Annotated in this window: 17 protein-coding genes and 1 other annotated feature; of the genes, 4 read left to right on the top strand and 13 right to left on the bottom strand. The window is 41.6% G+C overall.

Going from position 1 to position 19987, the window contains the following annotated elements:
- Nucleotides 1-42: 42 nt before the first annotated feature.
- Genes Q9Q35_RS04160 through Q9Q35_RS04145 form a run of 4 tightly spaced genes read right to left on the bottom strand, consistent with a single transcriptional unit; the run spans nt 43 to nt 3841 of the window.
- Nucleotides 43-909 carry an ABC transporter permease gene (locus Q9Q35_RS04160; protein WP_304652265.1) on the bottom strand — a complete coding sequence of 289 codons (867 nt, stop codon included), beginning with the start codon at nt 907-909 and terminating at the stop codon, nt 43-45.
- A gap of 13 nt (nt 910-922) precedes the next feature.
- Nucleotides 923-1882 carry an oligopeptide ABC transporter permease gene (gene opp4B / locus Q9Q35_RS04155; RefSeq protein WP_304652264.1) on the bottom strand — a complete coding sequence of 320 codons (960 nt, stop codon included), beginning with the start codon at nt 1880-1882 and terminating at the stop codon, nt 923-925.
- Between the two features lie 24 nt (nt 1883-1906).
- On the bottom strand, nt 1907-2842 hold the full coding sequence (locus tag Q9Q35_RS04150) for an ATP-binding cassette domain-containing protein (RefSeq protein WP_304652263.1): 936 nt from the start codon (nt 2840-2842) through the stop codon (nt 1907-1909).
- Nucleotides 2843-2854: 12 nt separating this feature from the next.
- Entirely contained in the window at nt 2855-3841 is a 987-nt protein-coding gene (locus Q9Q35_RS04145) for an ABC transporter ATP-binding protein (protein ID WP_304652262.1), read from the bottom strand.
- Between the two features lie 329 nt (nt 3842-4170).
- Nucleotides 4171-4429, top strand: a binding site (T-box leader).
- Between the two features lie 75 nt (nt 4430-4504).
- Here Q9Q35_RS04145 and brnQ point away from each other — a divergent pair.
- Nucleotides 4505-5878, top strand: a complete 1374-nt coding sequence (brnQ, locus tag Q9Q35_RS04140; protein WP_304652261.1) for a branched-chain amino acid transport system II carrier protein — start codon at nt 4505-4507, stop codon at nt 5876-5878.
- Nucleotides 5879-5960: 82 nt separating this feature from the next.
- Here the strand turns inward: brnQ and Q9Q35_RS04135 are convergent, their stop codons facing one another.
- Nucleotides 5961-7325 (bottom strand): amino acid permease, encoded by a 1365-nt coding sequence (locus tag Q9Q35_RS04135; RefSeq protein ID WP_304652260.1) that lies wholly within the window; start codon nt 7323-7325, stop codon nt 5961-5963.
- Nucleotides 7326-7422: 97 nt separating this feature from the next.
- Here Q9Q35_RS04135 and mmuM point away from each other — a divergent pair, with 97 nt between their 5' ends.
- Entirely contained in the window at nt 7423-8337 is a 915-nt protein-coding gene (gene mmuM / locus Q9Q35_RS04130; protein ID WP_304652259.1) for a homocysteine S-methyltransferase, read from the top strand.
- 41 nt (nt 8338-8378) lie between these two features.
- Here mmuM and Q9Q35_RS04125 read toward each other — a convergent pair whose 3' ends face one another.
- The 8 genes from Q9Q35_RS04125 to Q9Q35_RS04090 form a co-directional block, all read right to left on the bottom strand.
- Complete coding sequence (locus tag Q9Q35_RS04125; RefSeq protein ID WP_304652258.1) at nt 8379-8840, bottom strand: DUF441 domain-containing protein; 462 nt, start codon at nt 8838-8840, stop codon at nt 8379-8381.
- 70 nt (nt 8841-8910) lie between these two features.
- Nucleotides 8911-10836: a tRNA uridine-5-carboxymethylaminomethyl(34) synthesis enzyme MnmG gene (mnmG, locus tag Q9Q35_RS04120; protein WP_304652257.1), complete on the bottom strand. Its 1926-nt coding sequence runs from the start codon at nt 10834-10836 to the stop codon at nt 8911-8913.
- Nucleotides 10837-10846: 10 nt separating this feature from the next.
- On the bottom strand, nt 10847-12238 hold the full coding sequence (gene mnmE / locus Q9Q35_RS04115; RefSeq protein ID WP_304652256.1) for a tRNA uridine-5-carboxymethylaminomethyl(34) synthesis GTPase MnmE: 1392 nt from the start codon (nt 12236-12238) through the stop codon (nt 10847-10849).
- A gap of 317 nt (nt 12239-12555) precedes the next feature.
- Nucleotides 12556-13569 (bottom strand): adenosine deaminase, encoded by a 1014-nt coding sequence (add, locus tag Q9Q35_RS04110; RefSeq protein ID WP_304652255.1) that lies wholly within the window; start codon nt 13567-13569, stop codon nt 12556-12558.
- A gap of 162 nt (nt 13570-13731) precedes the next feature.
- Nucleotides 13732-14154 (bottom strand): helix-turn-helix transcriptional regulator, encoded by a 423-nt coding sequence (locus Q9Q35_RS04105; protein WP_304652254.1) that lies wholly within the window; start codon nt 14152-14154, stop codon nt 13732-13734.
- Nucleotides 14155-14213: 59 nt separating this feature from the next.
- Nucleotides 14214-15698, bottom strand: coding sequence for a family 1 glycosylhydrolase (locus tag Q9Q35_RS04100; protein ID WP_304652253.1), 1485 nt, complete (start codon nt 15696-15698; stop codon nt 14214-14216).
- Nucleotides 15699-15717: 19 nt separating this feature from the next.
- Nucleotides 15718-16278, bottom strand: a complete 561-nt coding sequence (locus Q9Q35_RS04095; protein WP_304652252.1) for a histidine phosphatase family protein — start codon at nt 16276-16278, stop codon at nt 15718-15720.
- Nucleotides 16279-16495: 217 nt separating this feature from the next.
- Nucleotides 16496-18286, bottom strand: a complete 1791-nt coding sequence (locus Q9Q35_RS04090; protein ID WP_304652251.1) for a DUF2207 domain-containing protein — start codon at nt 18284-18286, stop codon at nt 16496-16498.
- A gap of 198 nt (nt 18287-18484) precedes the next feature.
- Between Q9Q35_RS04090 and Q9Q35_RS04085 the strand changes: the two genes are divergently transcribed.
- Together Q9Q35_RS04085 and Q9Q35_RS04080 are read left to right on the top strand one after the other, a co-directional pair.
- The gene (locus Q9Q35_RS04085; protein WP_304652250.1) at nt 18485-19165 is read left to right on the top strand and encodes a VIT family protein; all 681 of its coding nucleotides are present in this window, start codon (nt 18485-18487) and stop codon (nt 19163-19165) included.
- Between the two features lie 6 nt (nt 19166-19171).
- Nucleotides 19172-19846 (top strand): VIT family protein, encoded by a 675-nt coding sequence (locus Q9Q35_RS04080; RefSeq protein ID WP_304652249.1) that lies wholly within the window; start codon nt 19172-19174, stop codon nt 19844-19846.
- Nucleotides 19847-19987 lie beyond the last annotated feature (141 nt).

The raw sequence follows: 19987 nt of genomic DNA, 5'->3' as shown, positions 1-19987 counted from the left end.
GTTTGAACAAATAGTTGCTTTTTCCCCATACTTGACCACTCCTTATCCTAGACGCTGGCGAGCATCAAAAGCCCGCCGTACAACATTACCAACATAACTGATGCCCACACATAATACTAAGATCAATAATGAAGCTGGCATCCAGACCCACGGTTCGCCTGTCATAACATCAGGATCTTGAGCCAAGCCGATCATCACCCCTAAACTTGGAACCGAATCTGGCAACCCAAATCCTAAGAAACTCAGACCAACTTCGATCCCGATATTTGAAGTCAAGCTCAAGATCAGATCAACGATGATAAGAGAGCTGATATTAGGTAAAATATCAAACACCATGATTTTTAGAGCATTACTCCCAGAAGTTGCAGCAGCGTAGACATACTCTTTATGTGCTTCAGCAAGTGCTTTTGAACGAATGAGTCGAGCAGTTCCGACCCATAAAAAAGCGGAGATGACTAATACAAAGTCCAACATAGTATAATTAGGAATAATCGAAACGATAACGATCACTAACATCAACATGGGTAACAACATCATAAAATCCAAAAAGCGCATCAAGATATTGTCAACTAATCCACCATAATATCCAGCAACTAGCCCAAATGCGATCCCGATCACTTCAACGATCAAAGTGATCGCTAAACCGATATTAAGCGAGTTACGCGCTCCTAAGACGAGATATTTTAAAACATCACGTCCCCCTTGATCAGTCCCTAGAAGATGCCCCTCTTTACCGGGATGGATATAACTATTTAAAATATCAACATGCATCACTTGTTTTGTATCCAAAAAAGCAGCATAACCGTAAATAGCTAAGACTAACATAGTCAATAAAAATACGAAAAAAGTTGCTCCTTTGTCTTGTTTGAATTCACGTACGATCATCGAAAAATTAGATGTTTTTTTCATATTCTTTCCCCCATTATCCGATCCGGACTCGTGGATCGACCAAACTCAAAATGATATCTGATAAAAGCGAGCCGATCAAAGTCAAAGTCCCATACAATAAGACTAAAGCCGTGATCACGGAATAGTCACGATTCAAGATCGAATCCATAAACAAAAGTCCCATACCTGGATAATTGAAGATCTGTTCGATAAAGATCGAGCCCCCAAGAAGCCCTGTGATCGAATAGCCTAAAAATGCTGCGATCGGTAGGAGTGAGTTCCTAAAAATATGGCGTGTAAAGATCTGTTTTTCAGGCACACCTTTTGCTCGGGCTGTCTTGACATAATCTTGATTTTTATTATCAATGACCTCACTTCGTAGATATTGCACAACTGTAGTCACACTGAGCAAAGCCATCAAACATGCAGGCAAGATCATATGGTCCAAACGACTCAATAAATAGCTGACTGTCCCGATCGCATCAACAGAAACTGAACCAGATGTCGGAAAGAGTTGTAATTTATATCCAAAAAGCCAAATCCCTAACATATAAAAGACAAAAGCTGGGATCGCATAAGCAACAAAAGTATAGATCATGATCGCCTTGTCCAACTTAGAATTTTCATATCGCCCAGCAACTAACCCTAGTGGGATCGCTAAAGTATAACTTAGGATCAAAGTCAATAAAGATAACCAGATCGTATTGCCCATACGCGATAAGATCAAACTTCCAACTGGTGTTTTAAACTGATAGCTCATGCCTAAATCGCCATGAAACATCCGCACGATCCAGTGCCAGTATTGAACATACCATGGATCATAGACCCCCGCTTTGATACGTAAAGCTTCGATCGCTTTAGGTGAGGTCTGCGGGGTGACCATTCCAGTAAATGGGTCACCTGGCATGAGTTTAGCCAATAAAAAGATCACGACACTCAAGATGACCAATTCCGGGATCATCAATAAAACACGTCTTAAAATAGTCTTCCACATATCATCACTTCCCCTTTTTGATATCTATTCTTTTTTCAGTGCAACTAAGTGGGTCGAAGTCACTTCTTCTAAGGGGTAAACTCGGCCATCTTCATCATAATAATTTACTTTTTGAGCATTATATTCTGCTTCGAGCAATTGCCTTTGTTGCCGATATTTTGTACGTTGTTCTACATCTGTCCGTGGAATTGCTGCCAATAACCTTTTAGTGTAGATATGTAGAGGGTCTTGGTAGATATCTTCACGAGTACCAACTTCAACAAAACGCCCCCGATGCATGATAGCTAAATTATCACACATATGATGTACTACACCTAGATCATGTGAGATAAATAAAAATGCTACCCCATACTTTTTTTGGATCGCTTTCATGTAGTTCAAAACTTGGGCTTGGACTGAAAGGTCTAGAGCTGAAACAGGTTCATCTGCAATGATCAACTTAGGCTTAGTAGCTACCGCACGAGCGACCCCGATCCGCTGGCGTTGTCCTCCAGAAAATTGATATGGATATTTATAAAGTGATTCTTCGTCCAAACCAACTGTCTTCATTAATTCAAGCACTCTGTTTCTTAACTGAGAACGTGATAATTTTTCAAAATTTTTCAAGGGTTCGCCAATGATATCGATGACTTTTTTCTTAGGATTCAAACTTGAAAGCGAATCTTGAAAGATCATCTGGACATCTTTGTTATATTTCATTTTCTTTCTGACATGTTTATCAGTGACATCCTTACCTCGATAAGTGATCTCCCCTGAAGTTGCTTCTACCAAACCAACTAACGCTTGACCGATCGTAGATTTCCCCGAACCTGACTCACCGATCACCCCATAACTTTGACCTTGTTTGATCGTAAATGTCACTCCATCAACGGCATATACATGATCTGTTACATGGTTAAAAAAACCCGAACGCACCGGATAATAGACCCGTAGATCTTTTACTTTTAGCAATTCATCCATTAGCTACCTCCTCTATTTTTCTTCATCTGGAAACTCAAATCCGCGCCAACAAATACAACGAACAAAATGACCAAGCGCCACTTGATGCATTTGAGGCTGACTTTCATGTTCTTTTTCTGCTATCCAAGGAATACGTTTAGCAAAACGACAACCGCTATGCTCCATATTTTTTAACGATGGGACCATTCCCTCAATCACATAGAGTTCTTCTTGCTTATCATCTGACTGTGGCATAGAACGTAATAACGAACGCGTATATGGATGCTTAGGTTCAGTAAAGATCTGCTTAGTACTCCCCAACTCAACGACCTGACCCGCATACATCACAGCAACACGATCAGCCACCTCAGCTACGACTCCTAGATCATGAGTGATCAAAATGATCCCCGCATGGTTCTCAGTTTGGATCGCTAATAATAGATCCAAGATCTGGGCTTGGATCGTAACATCTAAAGCTGTGGTCGGTTCATCTGCAATGATCAGATCTGGTTTACAAGCGATGGCGATAGCGATCCCCACTCGTTGCCTCATCCCACCTGATAATTCATGCGGATACTGACGTGCGACTAATTCTGGTTTTTCTAGCCCTACTTGTTGTAGTAATTCGAGTACCCGTGCATTTTTTTGTTCCTCTGACATCTCAGTATGTAGATCTAGACTCTCTTTTACCTGATCCTCGATCCGCATCAACGGATTCAACGAGGACAGCGGATCTTGAAAGATCATTCCGATCTGCTTTCCTCTGATTTTTTGTAGTTGCTCACGTTTCGCACCAACAAGTTCATTTCCCCGATATTTGATGCTTCCTGTCATTTGTACTTGTTTTTCGTCGTGTAAGCCAATAATACTCGTTGCTAAAGTACTTTTACCGCAACCAGACTCACCAACGATCGCTAACACTTCATTTTCATTTACTTCTAAGCTAACATCATCAAGCGCGTTATAATATTGGCCCTCAACTTTGAAAGCTGTGCTTACATTTTTGATCTCTAATAGCAATATCTCGCCCCCTAATTTATCACGAGTGAATTTTTTACCAATTCTATTTATAATTTTTACTTTTGTCAATAACTAATTTACTAAAAGTTTTCATTTTTTAAAACGGCCATTATTAGGGTTATAATTGCAATATGAAGCGAACTTATCAAATCAAAACTAAAAACATTTACTTGTCCCTTTATTATCTAGTACTAGCACCAAACATTAGAAAAAGATTATTGGAGAATGTTTTTTTTATAAACGCATTTTTGGCGCTAACTTATTTTCTTTAAAAAAAGTGTTGACATTACCAAAAAAAGGTTGTAAATTTAGTTCAACAATAAATATCAGCGAACGCAATGAGAAAGACAAGTAATCGTATGTGCACCTAAAAGCGAGCTCTGGTCGGTGAAAGAGAGCAGGTCAGCCTTACGATGAAAAATCACTTTCGAGCGTTGTATCGAACGAACTTCTAGTAGATACTCTGGGTACACCCATTACAGTGTTAGCATATCGCCCTTTATTCTAGGTACGGGCCGTATGTGAAAGGTGAACGTAGCGAGGCGTTCATGAAGCAAGGTGGTACCACGCTCTACAGGCGTCCTTGGACTAAGTAATTAGTCTAAGGACGCCTTTTTCTTTTAGTTCTGATATTTTTTGCGACTAAAAAAAGGAGTTTGGATTATGAAAAAAACAAAAAGTAAGATGTCATTTAAAGATTATGCCGTCGTCAGCTCATTATTATTTGGGCTCTTCTTTGGAGCTGGCAATTTGATCTTCCCACTACATTTAGGTCAATTAGCTGGCCATAACTGGGTCCCAGCGACCTTAGGCTTTCTCGTAACTGGAGTCTTGTTGCCCTTGCTCTCAGTCTTAGCGATCGCCATCGTTAAAGCCGATGGGGTCTATGATGTTGGGCTCCCATTAGGGACAGGATTTGCTCTTGTCTTTATGGTCTTGATCCACGCTACGATCGGCCCCCTTTTTGGTACACCTAGAACAGCAACGGTTGCATATTCCGTGGGTTTACAACCATTTTTAGGGGCTGATAACCACTGGGGATTGCTCTTATTTTCAGCATTATTTTTTGCAGCAGCTTTTGGCTTTTCTTATAAAGAAAACGACATCTTGTCTAATGTCGGTAAAGTCCTAAATCCCCTTTTCTTAAGCCTTTTGACACTGGTCTTTGTCGTTGCCTTTGCTAATCCATTAGGTCATACGACAAATGCACCGGTAACTGAAGTCTATACTTCATTTTCAAGCGCATTGACAAATGGCTTTTTAGAGGGCTATAACACGATGGATGCATTAGCTGGTCTAGCCTTTGGGATCACCGTCGTAACTGCGATCAAACAAATGGGTTACCGCGATCCAAAGAGCGTTTCGCTCGTGACCGCTAAAGCAGGCTTTTTCTCCATGGGTTCGGTCGCTTTGATCTACTTACTTTTGATCGTTTTGGGTGCGATGTCTTTAGGACGCTTCAAACTTTCTGAAGAAGGTGGCACTGCTTTTTCTCAGATCGTTACAGCTTATGCTGGTTCAGTCGGACAAGCAGTGTTAGCTACGCTTTTAACAGTCACCTGTTTGACGACTGCTGTTGGTTTGGTCGCTGCTTTTGCCCAAGATTTCCATAATCATTTTCCAAAGGTCAGTTACCATGTATGGCTTTTCTTGAGCTGTTTTGCATCATTTTTGACGGCTAACTTTGGGCTTGAAACGATCATCGCTTGGTCCAATCCGATGTTGATGTTTCTTTACCCACTTTCAATGGTCTTGATCTTGCTTTCAGTCTTTTCACCACTCTTCAAACGTGATGGGGTCGTTTATCTAGCCGTGGTAGTTTGCACGGTCGTTCCTGCTTTCTTTGATATGATCGTTGCTTTTCCAAAAGTTGTTAGCCAAAGTGCTTTTGGACTCACAGTTGCTGATCTACGGGCTTACTTACCACTAGCAGGGATCGGAATGTCATGGGTCGTCCCAGCATTGGTCGGCTTAGTCGTTGGACTCTTAGTTCACTTCATCCGACGCAGTGATCTCCCTGAATTAGTCGAAGAATAGATCTGATCACACCTTGCTTTAAATGCCTCTGTAATTATGTAAAGAACCTATAAAAAGCTCCTGCAAAAAATGCAGGAGCTTTTTATTTGAGCTTTTGCCATAGATAATGCCCGAGATAACACAAGATAACAAACGGTAAGGTCCAATATAGCGCCACTCTTTGTTTGGTATCAAACCAGATCAACAAACATGAAGCACCGCTCAAAATAAACGTAGCCCAAGGAACTACGGGGAAAAATGGGGTCCTATATTCAAGTTCAGTCAGTTTATGTCCACTAGCTAAAAAGGCTTTGCGAAATCTGATCTGTGCTAAAGCGATCACCATCCAGACGATAACGACTGCTAGCCCAGAGATCGAGACCAAGACTAAATAAACAGTATCAGCCGCAACTACACTTGAGATCAATGCCAAGATCGCCCTGATCATACTAGCACAAAGCGCGACCACTGGAACACCTTTTTGAGAGGTCTTAGTAAAGATCGGCGAAAGTGTCTTTTCATTTCCCAATGACCATAACATCCGCGTCGAAGCATACAAACCAGAATTAGCGGCTGAAATGATCGCCGTTAAGACAACAAAGTTCATCAGATCGGCAACATAAGGTACCCCGAGCTGCCCGAGCACGTAGACAAACGGACTTTGCGTCACCCCTGCTACTTGATAGGGAATCAGTGCCGCCATGACTACGATACTTCCAATAAAAAACAAGGCCAAACGCAATAATGTCGTGTGGATCGCTTTTGGGATCGTCTTTTCAGGGTCTTTAGCCTCTCCTGCTGTGATCGCAATGAGCTCTGTCCCAGAAAAAGCAAAGTTGACCGTCAACATTGTGGTAAAAACTCCCCCAAAACCATTGGGAAACCAACCGTTTTTCGTCAAATTACTCAACCCTAGAGCATGACTGGACCCTGCATACGGCAATACACCAATGATCGCTAAACTACCTAAAATGATAAAAATAACGATCGCTAGCACTTTGATCAAAGAAAAATAATACTCACTTTCTGCAAAGACTCGAACTGAAAAGACGTTGGTCAAAAAGATCAAAATGATAAATACCAAACTCCAAAGCCAGACTGGAGTATTAGGAAACCATTTTTGCATGATCAGACCAGCTGCTGTAAATTCTGAACCTAAAGCGATCGTCCAAGTCAACCAATATAAAATAGCAACTAAAAGTCCTGTAGCTGGTCCGATATAACGCTTCGCATAGACATGAAAAGCACCAGTATAAGGCATTGCCACACTAAGTTCACCTAGACACAACATTACTAAGAGACAAAGTAGCGCTCCGATCAGATAAGCAATTATCGTTCCGATCGGTCCTGCTTCATGGATCGTGTAGCCCGAACTCAAAAAAAGTCCTGTCCCGATCACGCCGCCTAATGATATCATTTGGATGTGTCGTGCTTGCATCTTGCGTTTTAAATGTGTCTTATATGCCATTATTGATCCCCCTGCCCAAAAGATTACATTAAAATGAAAAAATGATAAAATATTAAATAAGATTATAACATAATTCAATTTAGAAAGGGACACTTTTATGGATGACCAAATTTTTAAACAGCTACACGTTCTCGATGGCGCTATGTCAAGTGCTTTAGAGCAACATGGACTTGATACTAACAATAAATTGTGGACAGCAAAAGCTTTGATCGATGATATCGATATCGTCTATGACGTTCATTTCAAATATTTTGAAGCTGGAGCACAAATGGTCTTGACCGATACTTATCAAGCAAATATCTATGCCTTTGAAAAACTAGGCTACACCCGCAACCAAGCCCAAAAATTTATCGCAATGGGCGTTTTAGTCGCCAAAAAAGCCCGTGATGACTATGAAAAACAGACTGGTAAACACGGGCTGGTCGCAGGCACGATCGGACCTTATGGCGCTTATCTAGCCGATGGTAGTGAGTATCGTGGCGATTACTTATTAAACGAAGCACAGTATCTGGATTTTCATCTCCCACGTCTACAGACAATTTTGGAACAAGAACCAGATTGCATCGCTTTAGAAACGCAGCCAAAACTCTTTGAACCAGTGACATTGCTAAAATGGCTCAGTAAATACGCTCCCACAATGCCTGTTTACGTGTCTTTTACCTTACGTGATGAACAGACCTTGAGCGATGGGACAAAACTTTCTCGCGCTATTAAAGAAGTTTCCAAATATCCACAAGTTTTTGCGGTCGGGATCAATTGTATCGCCCCAAAACTTGTCGAAAAAGCTCTCAAAACGATCAGACAAGCGACCACTAAGCAGATCATCGTTTATCCTAATTCAGGTTCTGTTTATGATCCAAATACTAAAACATGGCAAGAACTAACACAAAAGATCGATTTTAAACAAGCTGCTGCTAAATGGCATCAAGCCGGGGCAAACATCATCGGTGGTTGCTGTACGACTACGCCTACTGAGATAAAACAGATCACAGAATATTTCAACGAACAATAACACTAAAAAATTCCCACCAATTTTGGCGGGAATTTTTGTATCTATTTAAAACTAAGTCCAAGTAAACTGATGATCACAAAGGTCATTCCACTTGCGATCACAGGTCCAGCGGCCACACCTCGTAAAAAGACGACACCTAAGATCGTCCCAAAGACTAAAGCAACTGTCACCTGGGGAGTAGCCGCCAGTTGATCGACACCATAGCGCGATAAGATCGCAACTAAGATCCCACAACCAACAGCGATCCAACCAGCTGGCATCTTGAAAGCATCGAGCAGGTCTTTAAAAGTGATCTGTCCGGTCGCGATCGGGATCAAGATCGCAACTGAAATGATCGTAACGCCCCAATTGATCCCCTTGGCTTGGATCACAGGGAACCACTTTTCAGATAACGCTGGGATCAACTTGATCGCCATGACGACCAAAGTTGCAATGATCAAAGAATTGTTTTTACCAAAAAACGAAACTGCCAAGATCAGCAGTAAAAATAACCAAGTTTCCATAATAAGTAAGTGCCCTTTCTCTTTTTAACAGTACCTAGACCATACCAGATCTAGGCGCAATATAAAATCATTAAGATACTGTTTGATCTTTCACCTTGGCGATCTTGCCTTGTTCGATATACACGGCTAAGATCGACAAGTCAGCAGGATTGACACCACTGATACGACTTGCTTGAGCCAAGGTCTCAGGTTGTATCTTGACTAATTTTTGTTTGGCTTCAGTAGCTAAGCCTTCGATCGCCATATAATCAATATTTTCTGGGATCTTCTTAGCTTCCATTCGCTTCAATTTTTCAACTTTCTCATAGGCTTTCTTGATGTAGCCTTCATATTTGTATTGGATCTCGATCTGCTCGATTACGCGCCGATCAAGGTCTTTTGGTGCAGCTGGGATAAATTGCATCAGATCAGCATAGGTCACATATGGACGACGCAAGAAATCACTTGCTAAGACCCCATCTTTCAAAGGACGATCGCCATGAGCTTCTAAATACGCATCTACTTCTGGTGACGGCTTGATGCGAATCTTGGATAACCGTTCTTTTTCAGCTACGATCTCAGCTTTCTTAGCTTCAAAAGCTGCCAAACGTTCATCTGAGATCAAGCCGATATCATGACCAAGTTCTGTTAAACGCAGATCGGCATTATCATGGCGCAAGATCAAGCGGTATTCTGCCCGACTCGTCAACAAACGATAAGGTTCATTTGTTCCCTTAGTTACTAGGTCATCGATCATGACTCCAATATAAGCATCACTACGCTTCAAGACGATCTCTTCTTTACCTAAAGCATGACGCCCCGCATTGATCCCTGCGATCAACCCTTGGCCAGCTGCTTCTTCATAACCTGAAGTCCCATTAGTCTGTCCAGCAGTGTATAGGCCTTTGATCAACTTGGTCTCAAGTGTTGGACGTAACTGGTATGGTGAAACGATATCGTATTCGATCGCATAACCTGGGCGCATCATCTCAGCTTTCTCTAAGCCTGGGATCGAATGGACCATTTGTTGTTGCACATCTTCTGGTAAAGAAGTTGACAGCCCTTGGATATAGAATTCATCGGTATCACGGCCTTCTGGTTCGATAAATAACTGATGCCGTGGTTTATCAGCAAAACGGACGATCTTGTCTTCGATCGAAGGACAATAGCGTGGGCCGACCCCTTCGATCACACCGGAAAACATCGGTGCTCGGTCGAGATTATCACGAATGATCTTGTGTGTCATCTCTTGCGTATACGTCAACCAACAAGACAACTGTTGTTTTACATCTAGATAGTTGGCATCGTCGCTTTCATAACTGAATAAATGTGGCTCTACATCACCTGGTTGTTCCTCAGTTTTAGAATGATCGATCGTGTTTCCATCTACTCGTGGCGGTGTACCGGTCTTGAAACGCTTGAGTTCAAAACCTAGACGTTCTAGATTCTTAGATAATTCGATCGCAGCTTGCGTATTGTTAGGTCCGGAAGAATACATCAATTCACCAATGATGATCTTACCACGTGCTGAAGTCCCAGTTGTTAAGACAACGGCCTTAGCACCGTAGCAAGCTCCCGTGTTAGTCACAACACCTTTGACTTCACCATCTTCAACGATCAGATCATCAACGATCCCTTGGCGCAAAGTCAAATGTGGTTGATTTTCCAACGTATGCTTCATTTCGATCGAATAGCGACTCTTATCGGCTTGAGCCCGTAAAGCTCGAACAGCTGGACCTTTACCAGTATTTAGCATCCGCATCTGCACGTAAGTTTTATCGATATTTTTACCCATTTCACCACCGAGTGCATCGACTTCACGCACAACGATCCCCTTAGCTGGGCCACCGATCGAAGGATTACATGGCATAAATGCCACCATTTCTAAATTGATCGTGATCAAAAGGGTCTCATTACCCATACGCGCTGAAGCTAAAGCTGCCTCACACCCCGCATGTCCAGCCCCTACTACGATCACATCATAATCTTTTGCCTTATATTTTTCTCCAAATTGCATAAATTCTCCCTTATTTTCCTAAACAGAATTGACTGAATAACTGGTCTAATAACTCATCTTGGTAACTATCACCTGTGATCTCACCTAAAAGTTCCCAAGCACGTGTCATATCGATCTGGACCAGATCAACTGGCAACTCTTGGTCCAAACCAGTTAAAACTGATCCCAAAGATGCCTTAGCTTGTTCTAACAAAGCAATATGGCGTGCATTGGTCACTAAAACTGTCGTCTGCGAATTTTCGATTCCACCATAGAAAAGTGCAGCGATATGTTCTTCTAATTCGCTGATCCCTTCATTTTTTAGCACCGAGGTCTTGAGAACTTCAGCTTTATCAACATATCGATATAACTCATTAAGATCGATTTTTGGTTCAAGATCCATCTTATTCAAGACGATGATCCGTTTTTTATCTTGAGTCAGTTGCAATAACTCGATATCTTCGGTGGTCAAAGGCTCACTAGCATTTAACAACAACATCACCAGATCTGAGCGATCGATCGCTTGACGTGAACGCTCCACCCCGATCTTTTCGACCATATCATCAGTCTCACGGATCCCAGCGGTATCGACTAATTTCAATGGTACGCCTCTGACATTGACATATTCTTCGATCACATCACGTGTCGTCCCTGCAATATCAGTTACGATCGCTTTTTCTTCATGCAACAAGTGATTCAATAAGCTGGATTTTCCGACATTAGGCCGTCCAACTAAAGCAGTAGCTAGCCCTTCACGCAAGATCTTTCCTTGACGCGCTGTGACTAAAAGCTGTTCGATCTTGGCACAAACATCGAGCGCTTTTTCACGCAACATCTTAGAAGTCATCTCTTCAACATCATCATATTCAGGATAGTCAATGTTGACTTCGACTTGGGCCAATACATCCAAGATCTCTTGCCGCAAATTCTTGATCAAGTGCGAAAGATCTCCATCAAGTTGGTTCAACGCCGCTTTCATCGAGCGATCAGTCTTAGCTCGGATCAGATCCATCACTGATTCAGCTTGCGCCAGATCGATCCGCCCATGTAAGAAGGCACGCTTAGTAAATTCCCCCGGTTCAGCTAACCGAGCACCATTAGTCAATAAGACTTGTAAGATCTTATTAGTAGGCACGATCCCACCGTGGCAATTGATCTCGATCGTATCTTCACGAGTAAATGTCTTAGGTGCTCGCAAAACAGAGACCATTACTTCATCGATTATTTCCCGGGTTTTAGGATCGATAAAATGACCATAATTGATCGTATGACTAGAAACTTTAGTCAGATCCTTGCCTTTAAATACTTGGTCAGCGATCGTCACTGCATCATCGCCACTCAAACGCACGATCGAGATCGCCCCTTCCCCAGGTGGGGTAGCGATCGCCGCGATCGTATCAAATTCAGTCACTGTATTTGCCATTATTTCCCTCCGTAAAATTTATCTTTAAGCATAAAAAAAGCGCCTACTCCACACAAAATAAACTTGTCCCCAAGACAAGCTTCTCATGTGGATAAAGCACTTTGACTACTTTATCAAATTAAGATAAGAATGATTATCTATAATATAATGTTAAACTTTTGATTTGTCAATCAGAAAACACAGTGCTGACCAATGCAACGGTACTCAGATCTTCTCAACACAACTAGCACACTACGAGTTTTTAGTTATAAAAGCCAACTACTCTTCTTGATAGAGCTATGCTCACATCAACTTTTAGTCCATTTTACTCATCTTGTCTAGTTATTTGCTAAATATTCATCTAATTCTGCTAAATAAAAAGCTTTTTGCTGTTCACTGATCCAAGAAGCGGTAAATGAATTCTTAGCCAAGGTCACGATCTGCTCTTTAGTTAAGTCATACTTTTGAGCTAACGCATAATAGTTATCGCCAATATAGCCACCAAAATAGGCTGGATCATCAGAATGGATCGAGACCTTAACACCTTTTGCCAACAATTCGAGCACTTCTTTTCCCTTCATATCAGACGCAATAAAGTCATTTGAGAGTGGGCATGAAGTAAAACCAATCCCTTGTTTAGCAGCAAATTCAACTAGATCTGGATCTTCAACAATATTAGTTCCGTGATCGACCCGTTCGACTCCGATAACTTCTAATAACTCACGAATATGCTCTAACGAGTTGACCTGATCGACATCGGCATGAGCTGTAACGTGTAAACCATGCTCTTGGGCGGTACAGAACTGCGCAAAAAACTTCATCGGTGGGTTGTTATGTTCGTCTGAATCGAGTCCGACTCCGATAAATTTATCCTTGTAAGGTAGAGCTTCCAGTAAAGTCTTACGCGCTGATTCTCGGGATAAGTCGCGCAAGAAACACATGATCAAACGAGCATCAATATTTAATGCCCGTGCATCTACAGTTGCACGATATAAACCGTTGATGACTGTTTCAAATTTGACACCACGACTGGTATGCGCTTGGGGGTCAAAGAAGATCTCAGCATGACGCACATTATTTTTAGCTGCTTTTTTGAGGTAAGCCATTGCTAATTCATAGAAATCTTCTTCGTGCACTAAAACTTCCATTGCTGGGTAGTAGACCGCTAAAAATGACGCAAGATCATCATACTTTAAAGTCTCCTCTACTTCAGCGATCGTCTTTTGACCAATATCAATGTTATTCTTCTGAGCTAATTTGAGTTTTAGTTCGGGTTCTAAGGCCCCTTCGATATGTACATGTAATTCAGCTTTGGGTAAGTTATGCGTAAAATCACGGGTCACTTCAGTCATGATACAGCCTCCATCGTTCGCTTTTAGTGAAATTTTATCTAATATAATACCATCCAAAAAATAAAAGTCAACTAAATTCCGAATAAAAGCCAAAAAATAAGATAACCTCCACCGAAGTACACATTCTGGTGGAGACTATCTTATCTGTGGCTTTGTTTCACTCTAATCAAATCTAAGATGGACTGAGCGCCCACTGATCTCAGCTAACCGTAATAATTCATCTGTTGTTGGCAAAACTTCACCTGCTTCGATCGCTTTTAAATGTTCAAAGCTAAAGCCCGCTTTATATGCAAAATGTGGCTGATCTAGTCCCATTTCTTGCCGTAATTTTCGTACCGCAAATTGATAATCTACTTGTAGATTGCGAACTCGGTAGGCTTGTTTTTGTTCAGGGGTCAATTCGATCATTTTAGCATTGAAATTAGCATGTTGATCGTCTTGTTCCTCAGCGGTTAAAGCTTGTAACTGGCGCTTTTTTTGCGCTGCCTTGACCAAGATCGCCTGTTTATTGGCAGCCATTTCGCGAATAAAGTCAGCTACATCAGGTAAAGTACCTACCATCAACTCATTTGTTCGTTTGCCCACTGCATCACTTCATTTCCCTATTTTCACTTAATTATAGCAAAAATAACCCGGGAAATTGCTTAAATCGTCAGATCTTCACCATTTGAGGCGATAACTTTTTGGTACCAGTAAAATGAATCTTTTGGAATTCGCTTCAAACTACCTTTGCCAAAATCATCGCGATCGACATAGACAAAACCATAGCGTTTCTTCATCTCACCTGTCCCGTTAGAAACAAGGTCGATACAGCCCCACATCGTGTAACCCATCAGCTCAACGCCATCTAGGTTTACCGCATCTTTCATCGACTGGATATTTGCCTTTAAATATTTGATGCGATAATCATCGTGGATTTTACCATCACTTGTTAATTCATCACTCCATCCCAGACCATTTTCTACGATCCAAAGTGGTTTGTGATAACGATCCCACAAAACGTTCAAAGCTAGCCGCAAACAATCGGGGTCAGTTGCCCAGCCCCAAGCATTGGTCTCTAAGTAAGGATTCTTGATCCCATTGATCCCTAAATTCCCACTATCAACGGCTTGTTTTTCATGCGTCGTCAAAACATTTGAACCATAACAAGAAAAGCTAACAAAATCGACTGGATAGTCTTTGAGCAGATCATGATCTTCTGGTGAAATATCAAGCTTGATACTTTCGCGTTCATATTCTTTCAATTTATAGTCAGGATAGCGACCACCTGCTTGAACATCGGCATAAAAAAGCATCTTTTGGTTGTATTCCATGATCTTGATCTGATCGGCGGGATCACAAGTATACGGATATACAGGCTGATATGCTAACATCATACCGACCTGCATATTTTTATCGATCTCATGGGCTAGCTTGACTGCCAAAGCACTAGCGACAAATTGATCATGTGCAGCTTGAGCCCGACTTTGCAAACTCGAATCCAACAATCCTGCTCCCATATATGGTGCTAGATCAACTGCATTTATCTCATTAAAAGTCAACCAATACTTCACTTTGCCTTTGTAGCGTGTAAAGACGGTCCGCACATAATTTTCAAAGAATTTGATCAACTTGCGGTTTTTCCAACCGCCATAATCATTGATCAGTCCAAGGGGAGTCTCGTAGTGCGAAAGAGTTACCAGTGGTTCCATCCCATATTGTTTGCATAGGTCAAAGATCTTATCATAAAAGGCTAGCCCAGCTTCATTTGGCGTTTTTTCATCGCCATTTGGAAAGATCCGTGACCAATTGAGTGAGAGTCGATAACACTTAAATCCCATCTCCGCCATCAATTTAAGGTCTTCTTCATAGTGATGATAAAAATCTGTCGCCGTATGACTTGGATAGTAATACCCATCGACTAACGCCGGTTTTGCGCCAGCTGGCAGTTCAAAAGCACTTCCCCATTCAAGTGGAGTTGCTCCCGTCGTACCATCAGATCGTACCCACGTAACTTTACGCGGTTCAGTCGCTGAGCCATTCGTTAAAACATCGACTGCATTTAGACCTTTACCATCTTCAGCAAAGCCACCTTCATATTGGTTGGCAGCCGTTGCGCCACCCCACAAAAAATCTTTCTTAAAAGCCAATCAGCTCACCCTTTCTTGTCTAAACTGTTAACTTTACCTGTTCTAACAGTTCAAACGTATCATTTTCTTTATCGAAGCCATATTTAAAGATCGCACCATTTTGGATACTGGAGAGCTCGAGCTGGTCATCCCAACGTTTGATAAATTGTAAACACGCATTGGCATGTGTGACTGCTAAGACTGTATGTCCATTGGAACGGTGCATCAATTCAGTACAAGTCGTAACGATCCGCTCTTGAACTTCAAAATCACTTTCGCCACCGTACTTAACAAAAAAATCACCATAAGGGCGCAAATGTTGCAGGTAATTATGCTCACCTTCAAGTAGACCAAAATTTTGTTCCTTCAATCCCTTTAGACGCATATATGGTAATGATGTAACTTGACGCAAAGTATCGCAACAGCGCTCAGAAGCTGAACAATAAGCAGCCGAAAGATCAACTTCTTTAAAATATTGCCTTGCTTCCTTAGCTTGTTTGATACCGTTTTTGGTAAGTGGTGAATCACTCCAACCTTCGATCTTACCCAATTGGTTGAATAATGTTTCACCATGGCGCATTAAATACAATGTTTGTTCCATAAGCCCCTCCATAAAGTATACTCTTTTAAAAATATGACTTTACTTAATCAGTATAACGCTTTCTTTCTGACTAAGCAAAGAACAACTGCTACAATAATTCCTGACCATCATTATCCGTTTTTTTACTTAAATTAATAATAAAGCAGTGCTAAGAAAACCTTAAGATTTCTTAGCACTGCTTTGATTTTGCTTGAAACGTTCAACACTGTACTAGTGCCTAGAATGCACCGCCAGTTCCGCCGCCACCGCCACCAGAACTGCCACCAGAGAAACCACCGGAACTACCACTAGCCGATGAGTCAACATTGGCTGCCGCAATGCTTTGCTCAAAACTTGAGGTAAAACTGTCATTCCAATCACCTGCAAAATACAAGCCATAGTAGATTCCAAAACCAGTCTCTAATTCGGCTACACTAAACTCGGCTTTCAAGGCCTTGATGACCTTCTTTGCTAGCCCAAATGCAACCGCATACGGCATGATCTGCTCCCATAAAACAATGTCTCCTACTTCGCGTAGATCAAAACGTCCAACATCTTTTAACATCGCTTTGAAACACCGTAATTCATAGATCTCTCTTTCTCCTGTTGGCGTATAGCTCGAGTGTGTCAGCAAATACTTAGTACTCAATAAAATGATCACGATCCCTAAACCTAAACAGATCCATCTGATCATTCCACTAAAGATGATCCCCAACAATAATAAGACCCCTAAGTTGACAAAAGTACCTAGCATAACGGTAACACACCAAGCACGGGTCTTTTTATCGATATAGTTATAGGCGTCGGCTTGCCGTTTTACCCGCTTAGCCCATTGCTCAAATTTTTGACTAAGTGCCTTAGCTCTACTGCGCTTGTTTTTTACCTGCTTAAGGGTCTTTAGATCAAATTCGGTCCCATTGCCGACATTTTTAAAGAGAAAACGCAACAATCCATCTTCCAAAAGTGTCTTATCTTTCAACTTGATCACATAGTTTTTTTTGCCTGAAGCTTCCACGATCTCTAACTTCTCCTGACCTGCAAGATCCAATAAATGTGCACTAAATGCTTGATTATTCGGTAGCGTTTGGTTTAATACAACAAAAGCTACTTCAGGTGCATATTTAGGGATCTCATAGCTATGCTTGAGTGACGGTAATTTAGTCTTTTTATTTCCTGGGTTTATCACCAAGATCGCGATAAAACCTAGAGAAAGAGCCAATGCGATCCCGCTGAAAATATGCTTGATGACTTGTGCCTTTTTTTCCTCAGCTTGACGCTTTTGATTGGCTTCATTAGCCAACTTAGCCTCGGCTCGTTGGATCTTTTCTTTTGCTTTTTCATTAGATACTTGAGAATTATTAGGTGTAACTGAGGTCGGGAAAAGCATATGTGTCTCCAACATCTCATCGGTATCAAGTTCATCCAGTGTCAGTATCACTTTACCTTGCTTACGATCAACATCGGTATAGCCGGTCAAAGGCCCATGTGTCCAAGCCTGTAAGTCATCGATCGGAGCTTTAGGCAATTGTAGCGTCACCTTAACATTATGCAAGCGCACATCCCATCCCGCACCGAGGATCTTCCAATTCAACTCAGCCGTATCTTGATAGTTCGTGATCAAACCACTCAAAACATAGTGATAATTCACCGTCATCTTATCATCACTGACCTTATGATAGACTTTGAGCTTTAAATTATCCGCAGTTTTTGTTTGCGTAAATGTGTTGTTCTCCCCTGTTGAACTCTCAGCCAACTGAGTCGTTTGACCATTTTGGGTGATCGAGACCCCAAAGTCACTGACATCAGTAACTTTGGTCAGATTTTGGTCGTAATATACCCCATTAAAATCACCATCAAACTCATAGGTTATCCGTTGGGTAAGATCGATCTTGCCATCTTCACGTACATTTGCCGTTGCATCATAATCAGTTATTTGATAATCACCATCTGCTAAAGCTGTACTACTCGCAGTAAAGAATAAGCCCAGACCAACTAAAAGACTTACTATCAACTTACTTATCTTGTTCATTTTCACTGCCCCCTTTGCCTGCTGATATCTCTTTTAATTATCTCAAAATTGTTAACTTAAGACAAAGATTAGCATTAGATCTATAATTATAGGTATATAGATAAAATATTTTCGGGTACCTTAATTTTTTTGTTTACAAATTTAAATTCTGCGGTAAAATATAATTTAGAATCATTCTAAAAAAAGAGGTTATGAATTGTGACTAGTAAGTTAACTTTAGCTCAGCGTGTCAACATTTTACGCGCGAGTGTCATGGGTGCAAATGATGGGATCATTTCAGTCGCCGGGATCGTTGTCGGGGTCGCTGGGGCTTCTGCCAGCAACTATGGGATCTTTATTTCAGGGATCGCAGGTATGCTAGCTGGGACCGTTTCGATGGCGATGGGCGAATATGTTTCAGTCAGTACGCAAAAAGACTCCGAGAAACAAGCCGTCGCAGAGGAAAAATCACGCTTAAAACTAAACTATGAGCATGAATTTGAAATGGTCAAACAAAAATATTTAGCTCAAGGGATCAGACCCGATCTAGCGCAAAAAGCAACAGAAGAAATGATGCAAAAAGATCCTCTCGTGACTACAGTTCGCGAACGCTATGGCTTAAATATCAATGAGATCATCGATCCTTATGCCGCAGCGATCGCTTCAATGGTCTCATTTCCAACCGGTTCATTATTGCCAATGCTTGCGATCACGCTGTTTCCCGAAAAGATCAAGATCGTAGCAACATTTATCGCTGTTTTGATCGCTTTAGCTTTGACTGGCTGGGGTGCAGCTATTTTAAGCAAAGCCGATAAAAAACAAGGTATCATCCGTAACGTCATCTCGGGGACACTAACGATGGCAGTTACATATTTGATCGGGAAAATTATTGGGGGGTAAATGCAAATGAAAAAGACAAGTTCAATGAGTGAACGGCTCAATACTCTACGTGCTGGGGTCTTAGGCTCAAATGATGGGATCTTGACCGTGGTCGGCGTATTATTCAGTGTAGCGGTGGCAACAACTGATCAATTCACGATCTTTATCGCCGGACTTTCCGATCTACTTGCCTGTGCTTTTTCGATGGCAGCCGGCGAGTACGCTTCGGTCAGCACTCAAAAAGATGCCGAAAAAGCGGCTGTCGCTAAAGAAAAGCAATTATTAAAGACTGATTTTTCAAGTGAACTAGCAACTGTCAAAATGTTTTACATCGAACGCGGTGTAAGTGAACAAACTGCCACTTTGATCGCACAAGATCTGATGTCAAAAAAGCCCCTTGAGACCATCATCAGCATCAAATACAACTTAGATCTCGGGCAATATATGGATCCGTGGAATGCAGCGCTCTCGTCTTTAGTCTCGGCTTCGATCGGTGGGATCTTCCCGTTAGCAGCAATGACTTTAAGTCCAGTCCAATACCAATGGCCGGCCACGATCTTTGCAGTCTGTGTCTCGGTCGCACTGACTGGTTATTTAAGTGCTAAATTAGGCAATGGCATGGTCAAGACCGCTATCTTACGCAATCTGATCGTGGGGATCATCACCATGATCATCCACTACACCGTCGGGATCATGCTGTAAACAAAATATGCGATAAAGCTGATCAAAAACTTAGTCCTATAATTTTTAAACTGACTGTAAAATAAGTAAAAAGGCATCTTCAAATTCCGAGGCACTGGGGTCCGTCAAGTATACAGTTTAAATAGAAAAATAGTTTATGCG

The organism is uncultured Ligilactobacillus sp. (assembly GCF_948826705.1).
Taxonomy (GTDB): Bacteria; Bacillota; Bacilli; order Lactobacillales; family Lactobacillaceae; genus Ligilactobacillus.
This window is presented reverse-complemented; position numbering and strand designations above follow the sequence as displayed.

Bases quoted from the DNA above. Each gene is read 5' to 3' on its own strand.
- Q9Q35_RS04160 (WP_304652265.1), bottom strand. From the start codon at position 909: ATGAAAAAAACATCTAATTTTTCGATGATCGTACGTGAATTCAAACAA.
- opp4B (WP_304652264.1), bottom strand. From the start codon at position 1,882: ATGTGGAAGACTATTTTAAGACGTGTTTTATTGATGATCCCGGAATTG.
- Q9Q35_RS04150 (WP_304652263.1), bottom strand. From the start codon at position 2,842: ATGGATGAATTGCTAAAAGTAAAAGATCTACGGGTCTATTATCCGGTG.
- brnQ (WP_304652261.1), top strand. From the start codon at position 4,505: ATGAAAAAAACAAAAAGTAAGATGTCATTTAAAGATTATGCCGTCGTC.
- Q9Q35_RS04135 (WP_304652260.1), bottom strand. From the start codon at position 7,325: ATGGCATATAAGACACATTTAAAACGCAAGATGCAAGCACGACACATC.
- mmuM (WP_304652259.1), top strand. From the start codon at position 7,423: ATGGATGACCAAATTTTTAAACAGCTACACGTTCTCGATGGCGCTATG.
- Q9Q35_RS04125 (WP_304652258.1), bottom strand. From the start codon at position 8,840: ATGGAAACTTGGTTATTTTTACTGCTGATCTTGGCAGTTTCGTTTTTT.
- mnmG (WP_304652257.1), bottom strand. From the start codon at position 10,836: ATGCAATTTGGAGAAAAATATAAGGCAAAAGATTATGATGTGATCGTA.
- mnmE (WP_304652256.1), bottom strand. From the start codon at position 12,238: ATGGCAAATACAGTGACTGAATTTGATACGATCGCGGCGATCGCTACC.
- add (WP_304652255.1), bottom strand. From the start codon at position 13,569: ATGACTGAAGTGACCCGTGATTTTACGCATAACTTACCCAAAGCTGAA.
- Q9Q35_RS04095 (WP_304652252.1), bottom strand. From the start codon at position 16,278: ATGGAACAAACATTGTATTTAATGCGCCATGGTGAAACATTATTCAAC.
- Q9Q35_RS04090 (WP_304652251.1), bottom strand. From the start codon at position 18,286: ATGAACAAGATAAGTAAGTTGATAGTAAGTCTTTTAGTTGGTCTGGGC.
- Q9Q35_RS04080 (WP_304652249.1), top strand. From the start codon at position 19,172: ATGAAAAAGACAAGTTCAATGAGTGAACGGCTCAATACTCTACGTGCT.